The following is a 14,269-nucleotide window of genomic DNA, read 5'->3' as shown; positions in this document are numbered from 1 at the left end:
AGATGCTCGCTAAAGAATTAAAACCTAATATCAAGCAACCTCATATTTGTCAAGTAGTTACTAGTATTAATGAGCATACAGGAGGCACTGCTTATGCAGTTACTAATTTAGCTGAATCCTTAACAAAACAGCAAATTTATAGCCACTTATTTACCCTTAACTATCAGCAGCGTGGAAAACAACTCCTTGCCGAAGGCGTAAAGCTTCACAGCCATACTGCAACAACTTTGACAAAATATTTTCGCGGATTTCAGCCAATTGCTAGTCAAGCTATGCAGCAGTTAGCATCTCTTGAATTAGACTTAATTCATAATCACGGATTATGGATGTTTCCTAACCTTTACGCCCGTCAAGCAGCAGTTAAAAATGAACTACCATTAATCATTTCTCCTGAAGGAATGCTTGAATCATGGTCGTTAAAGAATAATTGGTATAAAAAAGCACTTCCGTGGTTTTTGTATGAACGAAAAAATTTAAACAGCGCCATCGCTTTTCATGCTACATCAACTGAAGAAGCGCAATCTATTCGCAAGTTGGGATTCAAGCAACCTATTGCCTTAATACCCAATGGAGTTAATATTCCTTCATTTGAAGAACAGCCTAGTAAAGAAATTTTAATTCAAACATTTCCCGAACTTGCTGATAAGAAATGGTTGCTGTTTTTATCAAGAATTCATCCTAAAAAAGGTATGGATAACTTACTCAATGTTTGGCATTCACTTACCACAAAATTTTCGGATTGGCATCTAATTATTGCAGGGCCCGATTTAACTGGATATCAATCGAAGTTAGAAGCACTGGTAGAAAAATTGAATTTGAAACATTATGTTACTTTCACCGGAATGCTTTCAGGAGAGTATAAAGCCTCTGCCTTAAGTAATGCAGATTTATTTGTTCTACCAACTCACTCAGAAAATTTTGGTATTGTAATAGCAGAGTCTCTAGCTTACGGTGTGCCTGTAATTACTACCAGAGGCACTCCTTGGAAAGATTTACAACTACATAAATGTGGTTGGTGGATTGATGATAACCAACAGTCACTCCATATTGCTTTAAATGAGGCAATGAATATGTCCTCAGAAGAAAGACAAGGGATGGGTTTAAGAGGACGAAATTTAGTAGAAACTAAATACTCATGGAATTTTGTTGCAAGAGACATGGCAAATGTTTACCGATGGATTCTTGGTGGCACAGAGCCGCCTAGTTGCCTTCAATTTAACGATTCTCTGGTTGCTTATACCAATAATACAGGGAGGAACCGTAATAAGTGATGGAAACAAAAATACTTGAAAGTAAGAATATGAGTCAGACAATTTTTATTGCTCGCTTCATAACTGGGATGTCTCGTGGTGGTACAACATGGCTAGGTAAATGCCTTAATGAACATCCTGATACAGCAGTATTTGGTGAAAGTTTATTTTGGGGTAGAGCATATATTCAACCACAAGAAGACGGAACATATAGTCAGAAACAAGTAGATAATATTCTCTCAAGATTAATTCAACATGGTTGTGAAGCTTTTTTAGGTAAAGGGAATGGTAATCTCAAAAATATTACTCCGAATAATTTAAAGAATCTGATTCCAACAGCTTTTGGGAATACTGAATTTGTGCCTACACCAGTATCAGTATTTAAAAAAATTTGTCAAACAATATGTGAAGCTGAAAGCAAAAAAATTACTATTGAAAAAACACCCCATCATGTTAACTGGATTGATAGAATTATAAGAGCAATGCCTAATTCTCGATTCGTAATTATGATTCGAGAACCTTATGGTTTTATGCTCTCTTACAAACACCAAGGAGACCGTTGGCAAGAACCCGAACGAACTAAATTTAAAAGACTATATCATCCTCTAATTTGTTCTTTGCTTTGGCGAGGTTATATACGTGCTGCTACATACGCTACACATTCTTATGCTCAAAATACATTAGTTGTTCGCACAGAGGATATGAAAAGTGATTCTGAAGCCGTACTAAATGAGGTTCAAAAATTTTTCTTACTAAATCCAGTTTCCAAACTAGCAAGTAAGATACCACCAGATAACTCAAGTTTCCTTATTGCTGAACGTCCCTCTCTAAAAAGTGAAGATATTTTTTGGATGAATCTTGTTGCAAGTAAAGAGATTAGTCAATTTGGATTTGAAAAACAATCTTCTATGATTGAGCCTTTGCGGATTTTATGTTCAATTCTTCAATTGCCTATTTGGACTATACGAAACTTTATCCACTTAAATAATGAAACTAGTGGTTCCGTGTTTCAATATCTCATGCGTTGGTTTCGCTAGCCATTCATTAGCTAAATAGATAAACTTTTATATACCTCTTAGATTTGAAATGCTAGTCTCAAACTACAATCGTACATCTATTTTTGAGCAGATTACCCCACTAATTCTTACCTACAACGAAGCCCCTAATATAGAACGTACCCTTCAACATCTTACTTGGGCAAAAACAATTGTTATAATTGATAGTCACAGTACAGATGAAACATTAGAAATTATAAAATCTTACCCTCAAGTTCAAGTATTACAACGAAAATTTGACACCCACACAAGACAATGGAATTATGGACTAGAGCAAGTAAAATCTGAATGGGTTCTTTCTTTAGATGCAGATTACATTGTTACTAATGAGTTAATTTCAGAAATTAAAACTTTACAAACTGATAGAGAAATTAGTGGCTATTTTACTCGCTTTAAATACTGCGTTTACGGTAAGCCACTTAGAGGAAGTATACTTCCTCCTCGCCAAGTTCTTTTTCAGAAAAAAAAATCGATTTACATTGATGATGGTCATACGCAACTTTTACAAATTAATGGGAAGTCAGCAATGCTATCTTCCTATATCCATCACGACGATCGCAAATCTTTAAGTAGTTGGCTGTGGGCGCAAGACCGCTACATGATATCCGAAGTCAAAAAGCTGACACAAACTCCAATTAATCAATTGAGTTTAGGCGACAAAATACGAAAACAAAAAATTATAGCTCCTTTTGTTATTATATTTTATATACTCATTTTCAAAGGCGGAATTATTGATGGCTGGCATGGTTGGTATTATGCTTTTGAGCGTGCTTTTGCAGAATTGTTATTAAGCATTCGTTTAATTGAGCAAGAACTTTCTGAGAAAAATAACTGAACCCAAGTTTCATTACTTACTTTTTCCAAGCTACGACAACAGCTAAGAAAAAGTGGTACGTAACTTTTATGCAATAACTATTCCTGAAGCGCGATTTAAACTGTAGCCGATCTACTATTAAAAAAGCTTTGTCACAATTAAATTAATGAAATGGCTCTATCTCACCCTTAAATACACAACGATCGCCCTATTCACATTCCTCCTGATTCTGCTAGCAGCTATTCCCATCAAATTAGCTATTGCATCCCACCAAGCACCCAAACCTCAAGCCATTCTCATCCTTGGTGGTGGAGAAGCCAGAGAAAAATTTACCGCTCAATTTGCTCAAAATTACCCTACATTAGATATTTGGGTTTCGAGTGGTGTTTCCTGCGAGAAAGCCAACCAGATTTTTGCTGCTGCGGGTATTGCTCCAGAACGAATTCACCTCGATTACCGCGCTGTAGATACGGTTACTAATTTTACTTCCTTGGTAGAAGACTTTGGAAAACTTAATCTTAAACACTTGTATATAATTACTTCTGATTTTCATCTGCCTAGAGCGATCGCGATCGCAACAATAGTTTTAGGCAGTCGCGGTATAACTTTCACTCCTATTTCTGTAACTTCGCATCTACCAAAAGAATCATTTTTACACGTTTCTCGCGATGTATTCCGTTCTGTATTATGGATGATTACGGGTCGCACTGGCGCAAGTCTCAATCCCAGGCTTCCTTTTCCTGATGATCGAAAGTGCAATTAATTGATTCACAATAGCACGTATTATCATTATTAATAAGTCGAAGGCACGTTCAATAAGTGCTTTCCCTTTGTAATCAGTAGCGAAATAGTTGAAAAGGTATCAACATGAAAACTGAACGTGAGAGAGAAGAGTTAATCAAAGATATTAGTGTACTGCTTTACCAAGCTTACGACAGTACTTTAGATGAAATTTATGCTTTATTGAAAAAAATTGACGATCAAGAGGATGAAGAGGATTTAAAAGCTATTCAAGAAGCCAGGGAAGATATACGTATTAACGGTACTGTAAAGTGGTCAGAAATACAAAATGAAATTAAAAAGGATGTGGCGTGACTTACAGTGTAGACTTTTCAAAAGTTGCGAGTAAACAATTTAGAAAACTACCTATAGATGCAAGAAAGTATACAAATTAAACTTAATGAATTAGCAATAGAACCTCGTCCTAATGGAGTTAAAAAATTACAAGGCGAAGAGAATTCATATCGGATTCGAGTAGGAGATTACCCTGGTAGTATACGATATTTTTGATGATATTTTGTTAGTAACTGTGATTAGGGTAAAACATCGAAGTCAAGTTTATCGGGATGACAGTTAACAAATAATTAAAATTCCACTTCTGATTTTCATCTGCCTAGAGCGATCGCGATCGCAACAATAGTTTTAGGCAGTCGCGGTATAACTTTCACTCCTATTTCTGTAACTTCGCATCTACCAAAAGAATCATTTTTACACGTCTCTCGCGATGTATTCCGTTCTGTATTATGGATGATTACGGGTCGCACTGGCGCAAGTCTCAATCCCAGGCTTTTTTTTCCTGATGATCGAAAGTGCAATTAGGGAAAACCGTTAACCGATAATTGATTCCATCGGCTACCATCAAGTTAAGCGGTTTATTAGTAGCACGTATGTACCAAACAGACCCACCAATTCCTGCAAAAGAAAGTCTTCCGACGATGTACGATCTACCTAGTGAAGACCTACAGGAGCCTGGTTTGCCGGATGAATTCCATATTTATCAACCGCAATTATTGGAGGAAACTTTCCGTCCACCAACTTATTCTACTGATGAAATTTTTGTTGCTACCGACCTAAATCTTTACTATGATTCCCGCAATACTTTGTGGTATAAACGTCCCGATTGGTTTGCGGTAGTCGGAACTTCTCGGTTTTACGAACAAAGAGATTTACGTTTAAGTTATGTAGTTTGGCAAGAGGGGATAAACCCTTTTGTTGTAGTAGAGTTGCTTTCCCCCGGTACGGAAAAGGAAGATTTGGGTCAAATACGTATAGTCAAGGCAGAACAACCACCTACAAAATGGCAGGTTTACGAAAGAATTCTCCGGGTTCCTTATTACATCGTATTTGATCGTTACACCGATACTTTACGAGCTTTTATTCTGCAAGCTGATTCCTATACGGAACTTAATCTAGAAGAACCGCGTATTTGGATGCCAAGTTTAGAAATGGGTTTAGGTTTGTGGCAAGGTAATTATAAAGGTATCGAACGTCTGTGGTTACGCTGGTATGACGATAAAGGTGATTGGATTCCAACTCCATTAGAGCAAGAACGTCAAAGAGCCGAGCGTTTAGCAGCAAAACTGCGGGAATTAAATATTAACCCCGATGAATTGTAGAGTTATTTCATAAAATTTTTTCATAACTTTAATTTGTGCTATTTCTTTGACAAAACAATAATAATTTGTTGCACCTAGTCTTGCTGGGAACTCCAACAACCTCATAGATATTAGCTAAGATGATACACAGTCCCCTACGGTTTGCTGTATCTTCTCATAATAAGAACCGCAATAACTAGCTTAAGATAAAGCTCCTCAATCAACAGGTAACTCATGCAAACAAGTACTCTGCTTCTTTCCAAAGAACTTCCCAATCTCCAATACTCTTCTACACAAGAGCAGTTTGACGAAACTTGGGCAGCACCTTTATCCACTTTATTAGGTTTGGGACGTGCTGCTGGCGCTGATTTTATTGAATTTTTCTTAGAGCGCGTCAGCTATATCAGTTGCTTAGCAGAAGAGGATACTATTACTAGCATTACACCTCGTCTTTCGACGGGTGCAGGTGTGAGAGTATTTCGCGGCAAGGCTGATTGCTACGTCAGCACAAATGATATTTCTTTTACTGGCTTAAAATTAGCTTTAGAAAAAGCTTTGGCAATTGTGGGGCTGCAATTACCCGTACCAAATGCTTTTATCGCCGAAATTAACCTGGAATTACTCAGAGACTACGCGACCAAAAGAGGTAAAGATGCATGGTTGCCTTTATGCACTTCCATGCGAGAAATGGGAGAGGTGCTGCTTGATAGTACCGCTCAGATAAATAAAAAAGCGAGTCACATTCAATCCCGTCGTGCTTCCTATTTCCGCGATTGGCAAGAAATTTTAGTTGCAGCGAGTGATGGTACTTTTGCTCGCGATATCCGCTTAACTCAATCGGTAGCATTAAGTTTACTTTGTGCTGATGGTGCTAATCGCAGTTCTATCGCCGAACGTGCGGGAAATACCAGCGACCCCAATTTCCTCAAAACTTGGGATTTCCAGCAAGCAGCGGAGCAAATCGGCGAATCTGCTGGCAAAATGCTTTATGCTGACTATGTAGAATCGGGTGATTATCCGATTATTATGGCGAATCACTTTGGTGGAGTCATATTTCATGAAGCTTGTGGACATTTACTCGAAACAACTCAAATTGAACGCAACACTTCTCCTTTTGCTAACAAGAAAGGCGAAAAGATTGCTCATGAAGCTTTAACCGCTTGGGACGAAGGACGTACTGATAATGCCTTTGGCACTATTGATATGGACGATGAAGGGATGCCAGCCCAAAGAACATTATTAATTGAAAAAGGCGTTCTCAAAAACTTCTTAGCAGATAGATCGGGTTCAACACGTACCGGACATCCCAGAACTGGTAGCGGAAGACGGCAGAATTTTACTTACGCTGCTGCGAGTCGGATGCGAAATACTTACATTGCCACTGGGGAACATTCTACAGAAGATTTGTTCGCTTCCATTGATAAAGGTATTTACTGTAAGAAAATGGGTGGTGGTAGCGTTGGTGCTACGGGTGAATTCAATTTTGGTGTAGAAGAAGCCTATTTGATTGAAAACGGTAAAATTACTAAACCTTTAAAAGGAGCTATTCTAATCGGTGAAGCTCAGGAAATTATGAATAGAATTTCCATGTGTTCCCAAGATTTATCTTTAGCTCCAGGTTTCTGTGGCTCGGTTAGTGGTAGCATTTATACTACTGTAGGACAACCACATATTAAGGTTGATTCGATTACTGTCGGCGGACGCTAAAGAGTTAGGAGTGAGGAGTTAGGAGTGAGGAGTTAAAAATAATTTACCTATTTCCTGTTCCCTACTCCCTATTCCCTACTCCCTATGAATTAAACCAGATCTTTATATTGAAATAACTTTATCCAAAATTAACTATGCCTAACATACAAGAAATTGCAGCTTCCGCTAAAGAAAGTGCAGAAAAAATCGGTATCGCAAAATTTGATATTTACGGTTCTATAGTAGATTCAACTAGCGTCCAGGTAGACCAAGGTGAGCCGAAACAAGTTAAAGCTAATAACCTTTCTGGTGTTACCGTGCGAGTCTGGAATGACAACAATACAATGGGTGTCACTAGTACTACGGATGTAGACCCCAAAGGATTGGAATTGGCTTTGAAAACTGCATTTGAAGCGAGTGCATTTGGTGTTAAAGAAAATACACCTGATTTTAGTCCAGAAGCTAAAACTGCGATCGCAAATGGTACTCACGCAAAAGCATCTCCAGCAGAAGTTTCATCTTTAATCGATAGTCTTCTAATAGCGGAAAAAGAAGTACTTGCAGGTCATCAAGCTATTAAAGGTGTACCTTACAATTCTTTATCGCAAAAAGATTTTGAGAGGTTTTATCTGAACAGCGATGGTGCTATGAGAGCCGAGTCCCATTCTTTTGCATCAATTTTTCTTTACAGTAAAACAGAGGAAGAAGGTCGAAAACCCCGTAGTGCTGGTGCTTTTAGGATTAGTCAAGGTCTAGAAAATTTAGATATTAATGGCTGCATTCAAGAAACTATAGAGAAAACTATCAGTCATTTGAATTACCGCAAAATTCCCACTGGAAAGTATCTGGTTGTGTTTTCTGCGGATGCTTTCTTAAGTCTGCTGGGTGCTTTCTCTAATTTATTTAACGCTCAAAGCATTCTTGACAAGCAAAGTTTATCTACTCCAGATGATTTGGGTAAAGAAATTGCTTCTCCTTTACTCTCGCTATATGATGATGCGCTACATCCAGCAAATATTGGTGCAGAAACTTTTGATGGGGAAGGAACTCCCACTCGTCAGGTATCATTGATTGAAAACGGAGTTTTGAAAAATTTTCTCCACAGTGCGGGTACTGCAAAACGCATGAATGCTCAACCTACAGGGAATGCGAATATTGGAGCCAAAGTAACTGTTAGTCCTAACTTTTACCACGTTTTTGCGAGTGCAGCACCCGAACGGGAATTCAGTTTAGATACTGCTGAAAATATAGTTTTTATTGACGATTTACAAGCACTTCATGCAGGGGTTAAATCTTTGCAAGGTTCGTTCTCTTTACCTTTTGATGGGTGGTTGATCGATAAAGGAGAAAAAACCAGCGTTGATTCAGCAGTTGTAGCTGGTGATTTTCTTCAGCTTCTTAAATCAATTGTTTGTGTTGAGAAGGAACCCGAATTAACTCCCGGAGGGGTTTGTCCCCGAATTTGGGTTGAGGGTTTGTCAATTACGGGTGAATAAAAAGTTAAAGCATAGAACCTGATCGAAGAAGAGACGTTGCAATGCAACGTCTCTACAGGTGTTATCTGTACTGTTTTGAAATTTTTTCATAGAAATCCAATTTTGCTGCAAAATTGGTAGAGCAGATTAACATACAGCTAATCTCAACTCTACCCCAATTATTATTCGTAGTAATTTAAAGCTTTATTCTTGTGGTGATTCTCCACCAACGCCAACTGATGTATTAAATATGTCAGTACCACTCAAATTTACACCTACTAATGTAGCGTCTTCTAATTGAGCGCTATACAGTTGAGCATCGCTCAAATCGGCATTTGTCAAGTCGGCTTTATTCAACGTAGTGCTATTAACAAAAGCACTAGATAAATTAGCACCTTCTAAATCGGCACCTGTTAGATCTGCACCTTCTAAGTTAGCTTCTTCGAGGTTTGCACCTGTTAGATCGGCATTTCTTAAATCAGCACCAATTAAATGAGCGCCTCTTAAATTAGCACCTCTTAAATCGCAACCAAAGCATTCTCCCGTCTGAGTCAACCTTAATACTTCTGTAGATACGGGCTTTTCTGCTTTTGCGGGTGCATTTAAAAACATTGTAGTTAATGCTGCTGCCGCTGCGATCGCTTTAATTTTCATAATTTGATTACTCTACTAATAAACAATTCTTTCCGATCAATATACTTGTCTATATATTTGTAAGAAAGCCTTATGTTTTACATTGAAAAAACATATTTAAGCTGTTCTGACATCATCGAGAATTGCGAAATATCTTGTTTAATGAACTGTTTATATCATCACTCAAATTAGTCGAAACGTCTTCATCCTAACGATTGAAATCTCACGGATGAAGGCTGATTTTGCATTTATTAAATAATAAAATTAGGTTCTACCTGTATCGGGGATATAGAGCATGGAGACGAATCAGGGGCAAAAAACAAAAATATCCCTTAAAACCATCGTTTTTCGCTTTTTACTAGCAAATCTGACTTTACAGCTTTTCATTTCAATCCAAAACTCTATCGTTAGGTATAAAAATAAATTATTGAGACGACAATCTAAGTAGGTTGGCGTTGAAAATTGTAATTAGGACAAGAAAGTAGGAGTAAAGCCTTTAATCCAATTTACATTTTGTTACATAGTTCGGTTTATTTGTGCCAACTTATTTATAAAGTTTTGAAAAAGTTACGTAATACTCTTGCAGAAGTAAATTTTATCCATAGAACTCATCAATAGATACCAAATATTGAAAAGATACCAACGCTTTATGAAAATGCGTCGAAGATAACATCAAATGAAGTTAAATTATTGTAAGTCTAAAGATAGATAGATAACAATTGTGTGGTTGAGAACTTAAACTATTAAATTGGAACCATTTTGATTGAAAATGCGTATCCTAAACATAACCAAGTCGTGTTTTCTGCCGGGGGGTATAAATTAAGGCAGAAATATCAAGTGTGAGAAACTCGAACTGAAATCTTAGTTATTACTTAACCTATTTTGCGAGGGTTAGTTTAACGATCTATCGTGTGGGGGGGTAAACTCAATGCATATAGTAGAGGGTTCAAGCCTAAAGTATAGTCTTCAGAGGCTATTGTAGTTTCAGTTGACAAAAACATTTATTTTCGTGGTAGCTAAAAAGGTAACGAAAAACGAAAATGACATAACCCTAATTAAATCTGTGAAAATGATGTATAGTTTACTCTACTTACGTGCGTACAATCGCGATTCCGCTAAAATAACTAAGACATATCTTTAATAACTCAGCACAGCTTGAAAAGCGTCAAAAAAAAACCACACTCATGAATCAACTTAGCAATGGTTTCACCATATTCCTTAGCCTGTTGGTAGAGGCAATACCTTTTTTATTGCTAGGAGTTTTGTTCTCCAGTATGCTGCTATTTTTTGTAGATGAGCGTACATTGGTGGAAAAAGTCCCCAAAAATCCACTATTTGCGGCTTTAGTTGGTAGTATGTTGGGCTTCTTGTTTCCGGTGTGCGAGTGCGGTAACGTACCTGTAGCGCGGCGATTTATCATGCAGGGAGCGCCGACATCATTTGCAATTGGTTTTTTACTCGCAGCACCGACAATTAACCCGATTGTAATTTGGGCAACATGGGTTGCATTCCGCGAGCAGCCAGAAATAGTTGTATTAAGGGTAGTCTTATCTTTATTAATCGCTACAATTATTGGCTATGTTTTTAGCTTTCAGAAAGACTTAAGTCCCATTGTTCAACCGGCAATTGCTCGCTATTTAAAATTTAATCAACCGCAAAAAACCGACAATAAACAACTTCTCGAACCTTCTGACTTAGAAAGACAAACGGTACCAACCTTGCTCAAACCAGGTACTTATTTACTAGGTGGAAAACTCGGTCAAACCATGCGGATGGAGACGATAGCAACGGAAGCCGCGATCGCAACTACAGCAACTAAACCGCTAGCCGACAAAATGCGATTAGTTGTAGATAATACAGTGCAAGAATTACGAGAATTAGGTGCCGTACTCGTTTTAGGAAGTGCGATCGCTGCTGCAATTCAGGTGTTAGCACCCCGCGAATTGATTCTTAGTTTGGGTGCGGGTCCGATTAGTTCAATCACGACAATGCTGGTACTTGCAGCGGTTGTGTCGATTTGTTCTACAGTTGATTCTTTCTTTGCTTTATCTTTTGCTTCCGCTTTTACTAGCGGTTCTTTGTTGGCATTTTTGGTTTTTGGTCCAATGATTGACCTAAAAGGTGTAGGTCTGATGTTATCAATATTCAAACCAAAAGCAGTGTTTTATCTGTTTGCATTAGCAGCACAATTAACGTTTTTATTCTGTCTAATAATCAACCTACATTTCATTTAAAATCAAAAAACCATCGCATTCGTTTAAGTCCGTGTATTAATGATTATTTTCCCTTGATTAAATTTAATAAAAAGTCCCATGTAATTTATTTACTGTTCGATATTAAGTTAGTTTTCGAGTAAGTTTGTTCCCATTGATGTTCCGAGCCTAATTTTCGCTTCTTCACACCCACAATCAATAAGCAATGAGTTCAATAAAACAACGCCGATCAAAAGTCTTCAATAATTTACTTCCTTGGCTAGATGTAATTGCAATTACAGCTTGGGGATTTTTAATGTTGAAATATTGGCTAACCCAACAGTTGTATTTACTGATTCATCCCAACTACTTCGCATTAGTTGTTGTAGCCGGTATCGGATTAATAATTGTTGGAATTGCTAAAGGAGGACAGCTTTTACAACAGCGCGAAGCTGTTCCAAACGTCCAACATATGAACTTAATACCTCCTCGTTTGGGCAGTATTTTATTAATCGCAGTCGCAATTTTAGGTTTTTTTGTTGCACCTCAAGTTTTTGCCAGCGATAAAGCATTGCAAAGAGGTGTAACCGACTTATCCTCCGGAAATTCTCGTCTTCAACCGCAGTCATTCCGCACTTCCGTCCGTCCCGAAGAACGTTCCTTAGTCGATTGGTCGCGGACACTCAGCGTTTATCCTGAACCCGATGCATATACAGGACAAAAAGTAAAGGTCACAGGATTTGTTATATATCCGCCAGATTTGGGTAATGAATATTTATTTTTAGCAAGATTTGTGTTGACTTGCTGTGCTGCGGATGCTTATCCGGTAGGTTTACCGATCAAATTAAAAGAAGGACAATCAAGAGAAGAATTCAAAAAAGATAGTTGGCTGGAAATTGAAGGGAAAATGGGAACAGAAACTCTTACAGGGAAACGTCAATTAACAATTATCTCGAATTCTGCGAAACAAGTTCCTCAACCTAAAAATCCCTACAGTTACTAGATTGAATCACCGAATTTTAGATTTTAGATTACCCTACGGGAAGACGCTTCCGCGTCAATGGATTTGGGATTACAAAAAAAACTCATCATTTCAAATTTGAGGATAATCTAAAATCATACAGCCGATTTCATTTGAGTGAGGTACAGGACATATCGTTATAAGGAAGCAGGGGGAATGTACCTCATTTATTTGCAAACTGCTGTAAATCAGCAAGACAATCCAAAATCTAAAATCCAAAATTAGCAAGACAATCCAAAATCTAAAATCCAAAATTGAAATGACTACTAACAAGATATTTCTTCAACCATTTGACCGAGTTGCTCTAGGACTAATACTAGCGTTAACTGTACTAATTGGATTGATAATATTGCAAGGTGATGGGGTTAAACCAAGCGTTCGTAGCTTTAGCTGGGAAAATGCAAAAATTGGAGCAGATGACATATCTTTTAACCTTAACTTTAGCCGTCCAATGGACATTAAAAGCGTAGAAAAGAATTTGAAAATCGAACCACCTTTAGCGGGAAAAATCAGTTGGGCAGGAAGAAGGATGGTTTATACGCTTTTAACACCAGCCCCCTATGGAGAGAGATATACAGTAGAATTACAGAATGCTAAAGACAAATTCGCTACTCTTAAAAAAACAGAAAAATTTATTCAGCCATTTGTAGGTACTTTTCGCTCTCGCGATCGCGTTATTCTCTACTTAGGTGCTGAGGCACAAGAAAGAGGAAGATTAGTTCTTTACAACTTAACTCAAGAACAAAAAACATTACTTACCCCTAAAGACTTAGTGGTGTTGGATTTTGAAGCATTTCCGGATGGGGAGAAAATTTTATTTTCTGCTCATACTGCAAGCAGCCAAGATACTTTATCAGCTCAACTGTATACAGTAACTACGGGTATTTCTGATGACACACAAAGAAACGCAAAATCACCAGCGAAAGTTGATTTAGTTTTAGATAGTAAAGAATATCAAATCCTCAAATTTGACTTATCTCCTGACGGTAAAACTATAGTTTTACAAAGAGCGCGTAAAAACGACCCCAGTGATTTTGGGCTGTGGTTTCTTCCTATTGGAGATAACGGTAAGGAAGATGAACCCAAACCCATAAAAAACGAACAACCATCAGGCGATTTTTTAATCACTCCAGATAGTCAAGCTGTAGCAGTTGCTCAAGGTCAAGGAACAGCGATACTGCCGATACAGATAGACGCTAGCAAACCCCTAGATTTCCTACCGCAATTTGGTGTACTGCAAGCTTTTTCCAAAGATGGCTCTCAAGCGGTTTTGGTAAAATTCAACACCGATTACACGCGAGATTTATTTTTAGTTACCAATCAAGGTACTCAAAAACAATTAATAAAAACTACTGGTTCCATTATTAAATGCGAATTTGACCCAGCTTCACCTACTCTTTATTGCTTATTAACCCAATTATTACCAGGGGAAAGCTATCAAGAACAGCCATACTTAGTAGCAATTAATCTGAAAACCGGACAGCAGAAGGCATTATTAGTGTTACCTCCCGACAAACGAGACTTACAAATGAGTTTATCCCCCGATGGCTTGGGGCTATTATTCGACCAAGTAGTATCAACAGCAGATACCACTACTTCCGCAAGAGAAAAACCTTTAAAAACAGACGACGGACAGGAAATCAATACAAGTAGCTTGTGGTTAATGCCCTTATTGCCTGGTAACGACAATGATATTAACGCAGAACTAAAACCAGAACAACTTCCCTTAGTCGGTTTTCATCCCCGCTGGCTTCCTTAAGGTGAGTAT

The 14,269-nt window shown here is 37.9% G+C and carries 12 protein-coding genes and 1 pseudogene; 12 read left to right on the top strand and 1 reads right to left on the bottom strand.

Annotated elements, in window-relative coordinates; translation table 11 throughout:
• The first annotated feature begins 2 nt into the window (after positions 1 to 2).
• The 9 genes and pseudogenes from VB797_RS17390 (at position 3) to VB797_RS17350 (ending at position 8,676) form a co-directional block, all read left to right on the top strand.
• On the top strand, positions 3 to 1,271 hold the full coding sequence (locus VB797_RS17390) for a glycosyltransferase (RefSeq protein ID WP_323238976.1): 1,269 nt from the start codon (positions 3 to 5) through the stop codon (positions 1,269 to 1,271).
• Positions 1,271 to 2,287 (top strand): sulfotransferase, encoded by a 1,017-nt coding sequence (locus tag VB797_RS17385; protein WP_323238975.1) that lies wholly within the window; start codon positions 1,271 to 1,273, stop codon positions 2,285 to 2,287. The genes VB797_RS17390 and VB797_RS17385 overlap by 1 nt, the downstream gene beginning before the upstream one ends.
• A 49-nt stretch (positions 2,288 to 2,336) precedes the next feature.
• Positions 2,337 to 3,140 carry a glycosyltransferase family 2 protein gene (locus VB797_RS17380; RefSeq protein ID WP_323238974.1) on the top strand — a complete coding sequence of 268 codons (804 nt, stop codon included), beginning with the start codon at positions 2,337 to 2,339 and terminating at the stop codon, positions 3,138 to 3,140.
• A 145-nt stretch (positions 3,141 to 3,285) separates the two neighbouring features.
• Positions 3,286 to 3,882: a YdcF family protein gene (locus tag VB797_RS17375; protein ID WP_323238973.1), complete on the top strand. Its 597-nt coding sequence runs from the start codon at positions 3,286 to 3,288 to the stop codon at positions 3,880 to 3,882.
• Between the two features lie 104 nt (positions 3,883 to 3,986).
• Positions 3,987 to 4,214, top strand: a complete 228-nt coding sequence (locus VB797_RS17370) for a hypothetical protein (protein WP_323238972.1) — start codon at positions 3,987 to 3,989, stop codon at positions 4,212 to 4,214.
• Positions 4,215 to 4,493: 279 nt separating this feature from the next.
• Positions 4,494 to 4,718: pseudogene (locus tag VB797_RS17365) on the top strand (YdcF family protein); the annotation flags it as partial.
• A 68-nt stretch (positions 4,719 to 4,786) separates the two neighbouring features.
• A complete protein-coding gene (locus VB797_RS17360; RefSeq protein ID WP_323239034.1) occupies positions 4,787 to 5,515 on the top strand; it encodes a Uma2 family endonuclease in 729 nt (242 codons plus the stop codon).
• Positions 5,516 to 5,728: 213 nt separating this feature from the next.
• Positions 5,729 to 7,201: a TldD/PmbA family protein gene (locus VB797_RS17355; RefSeq protein WP_323238971.1), complete on the top strand. Its 1,473-nt coding sequence runs from the start codon at positions 5,729 to 5,731 to the stop codon at positions 7,199 to 7,201.
• 134 nt (positions 7,202 to 7,335) lie between these two features.
• Complete coding sequence (locus tag VB797_RS17350; protein WP_323238970.1) at positions 7,336 to 8,676, top strand: TldD/PmbA family protein; 1,341 nt, start codon at positions 7,336 to 7,338, stop codon at positions 8,674 to 8,676.
• A 183-nt stretch (positions 8,677 to 8,859) separates the two neighbouring features.
• On the opposite strand, the gene VB797_RS17345 is transcribed toward VB797_RS17350, so the two are convergent.
• Complete coding sequence (locus VB797_RS17345) at positions 8,860 to 9,309, bottom strand: pentapeptide repeat-containing protein (protein ID WP_323238969.1); 450 nt, start codon at positions 9,307 to 9,309, stop codon at positions 8,860 to 8,862.
• Between the two features lie 1,163 nt (positions 9,310 to 10,472).
• Here VB797_RS17345 and VB797_RS17340 point away from each other — a divergent pair.
• The 3 genes from VB797_RS17340 (at position 10,473) to VB797_RS17330 (ending at position 14,260) form a co-directional block, all read left to right on the top strand.
• Entirely contained in the window at positions 10,473 to 11,522 is a 1,050-nt protein-coding gene (locus VB797_RS17340; protein ID WP_323238968.1) for a permease, read from the top strand.
• A 184-nt stretch (positions 11,523 to 11,706) separates the two neighbouring features.
• Positions 11,707 to 12,483 carry a TIGR03943 family putative permease subunit gene (locus VB797_RS17335; RefSeq protein WP_323238967.1) on the top strand — a complete coding sequence of 259 codons (777 nt, stop codon included), beginning with the start codon at positions 11,707 to 11,709 and terminating at the stop codon, positions 12,481 to 12,483.
• Between the two features lie 277 nt (positions 12,484 to 12,760).
• A complete protein-coding gene (locus VB797_RS17330) occupies positions 12,761 to 14,260 on the top strand; it encodes an Ig-like domain-containing protein (RefSeq protein WP_323238966.1) in 1,500 nt (499 codons plus the stop codon).
• Positions 14,261 to 14,269 lie beyond the last annotated feature (9 nt).

This window comes from Rivularia sp. UHCC 0363, assembly GCF_034931125.1.
Lineage (GTDB): Bacteria > Cyanobacteriota > Cyanobacteriia > Cyanobacteriales > Nostocaceae > Rivularia.
The sequence above is the reverse complement of the archived record's forward strand: the minus strand, read 5'-3'. Positions and strand labels throughout refer to the sequence as shown.

Bases quoted from the DNA above. Each gene is read 5' to 3' on its own strand.
- VB797_RS17390 (WP_323238976.1), top strand. From the start codon at position 3: ATGCTCGCTAAAGAATTAAAACCTAATATCAAGCAACCTCATATTTGT.
- VB797_RS17385 (WP_323238975.1), top strand. From the start codon at position 1,271: ATGGAAACAAAAATACTTGAAAGTAAGAATATGAGTCAGACAATTTTT.
- VB797_RS17380 (WP_323238974.1), top strand. From the start codon at position 2,337: ATGCTAGTCTCAAACTACAATCGTACATCTATTTTTGAGCAGATTACC.
- VB797_RS17375 (WP_323238973.1), top strand. From the start codon at position 3,286: ATGAAATGGCTCTATCTCACCCTTAAATACACAACGATCGCCCTATTC.
- VB797_RS17370 (WP_323238972.1), top strand. From the start codon at position 3,987: ATGAAAACTGAACGTGAGAGAGAAGAGTTAATCAAAGATATTAGTGTA.
- VB797_RS17360 (WP_323239034.1), top strand. From the start codon at position 4,787: ATGTACCAAACAGACCCACCAATTCCTGCAAAAGAAAGTCTTCCGACG.
- VB797_RS17355 (WP_323238971.1), top strand. From the start codon at position 5,729: ATGCAAACAAGTACTCTGCTTCTTTCCAAAGAACTTCCCAATCTCCAA.
- VB797_RS17350 (WP_323238970.1), top strand. From the start codon at position 7,336: ATGCCTAACATACAAGAAATTGCAGCTTCCGCTAAAGAAAGTGCAGAA.
- VB797_RS17345 (WP_323238969.1), bottom strand. From the start codon at position 9,309: ATGAAAATTAAAGCGATCGCAGCGGCAGCAGCATTAACTACAATGTTT.
- VB797_RS17340 (WP_323238968.1), top strand. From the start codon at position 10,473: ATGAATCAACTTAGCAATGGTTTCACCATATTCCTTAGCCTGTTGGTA.
- VB797_RS17335 (WP_323238967.1), top strand. From the start codon at position 11,707: ATGAGTTCAATAAAACAACGCCGATCAAAAGTCTTCAATAATTTACTT.
- VB797_RS17330 (WP_323238966.1), top strand. From the start codon at position 12,761: ATGACTACTAACAAGATATTTCTTCAACCATTTGACCGAGTTGCTCTA.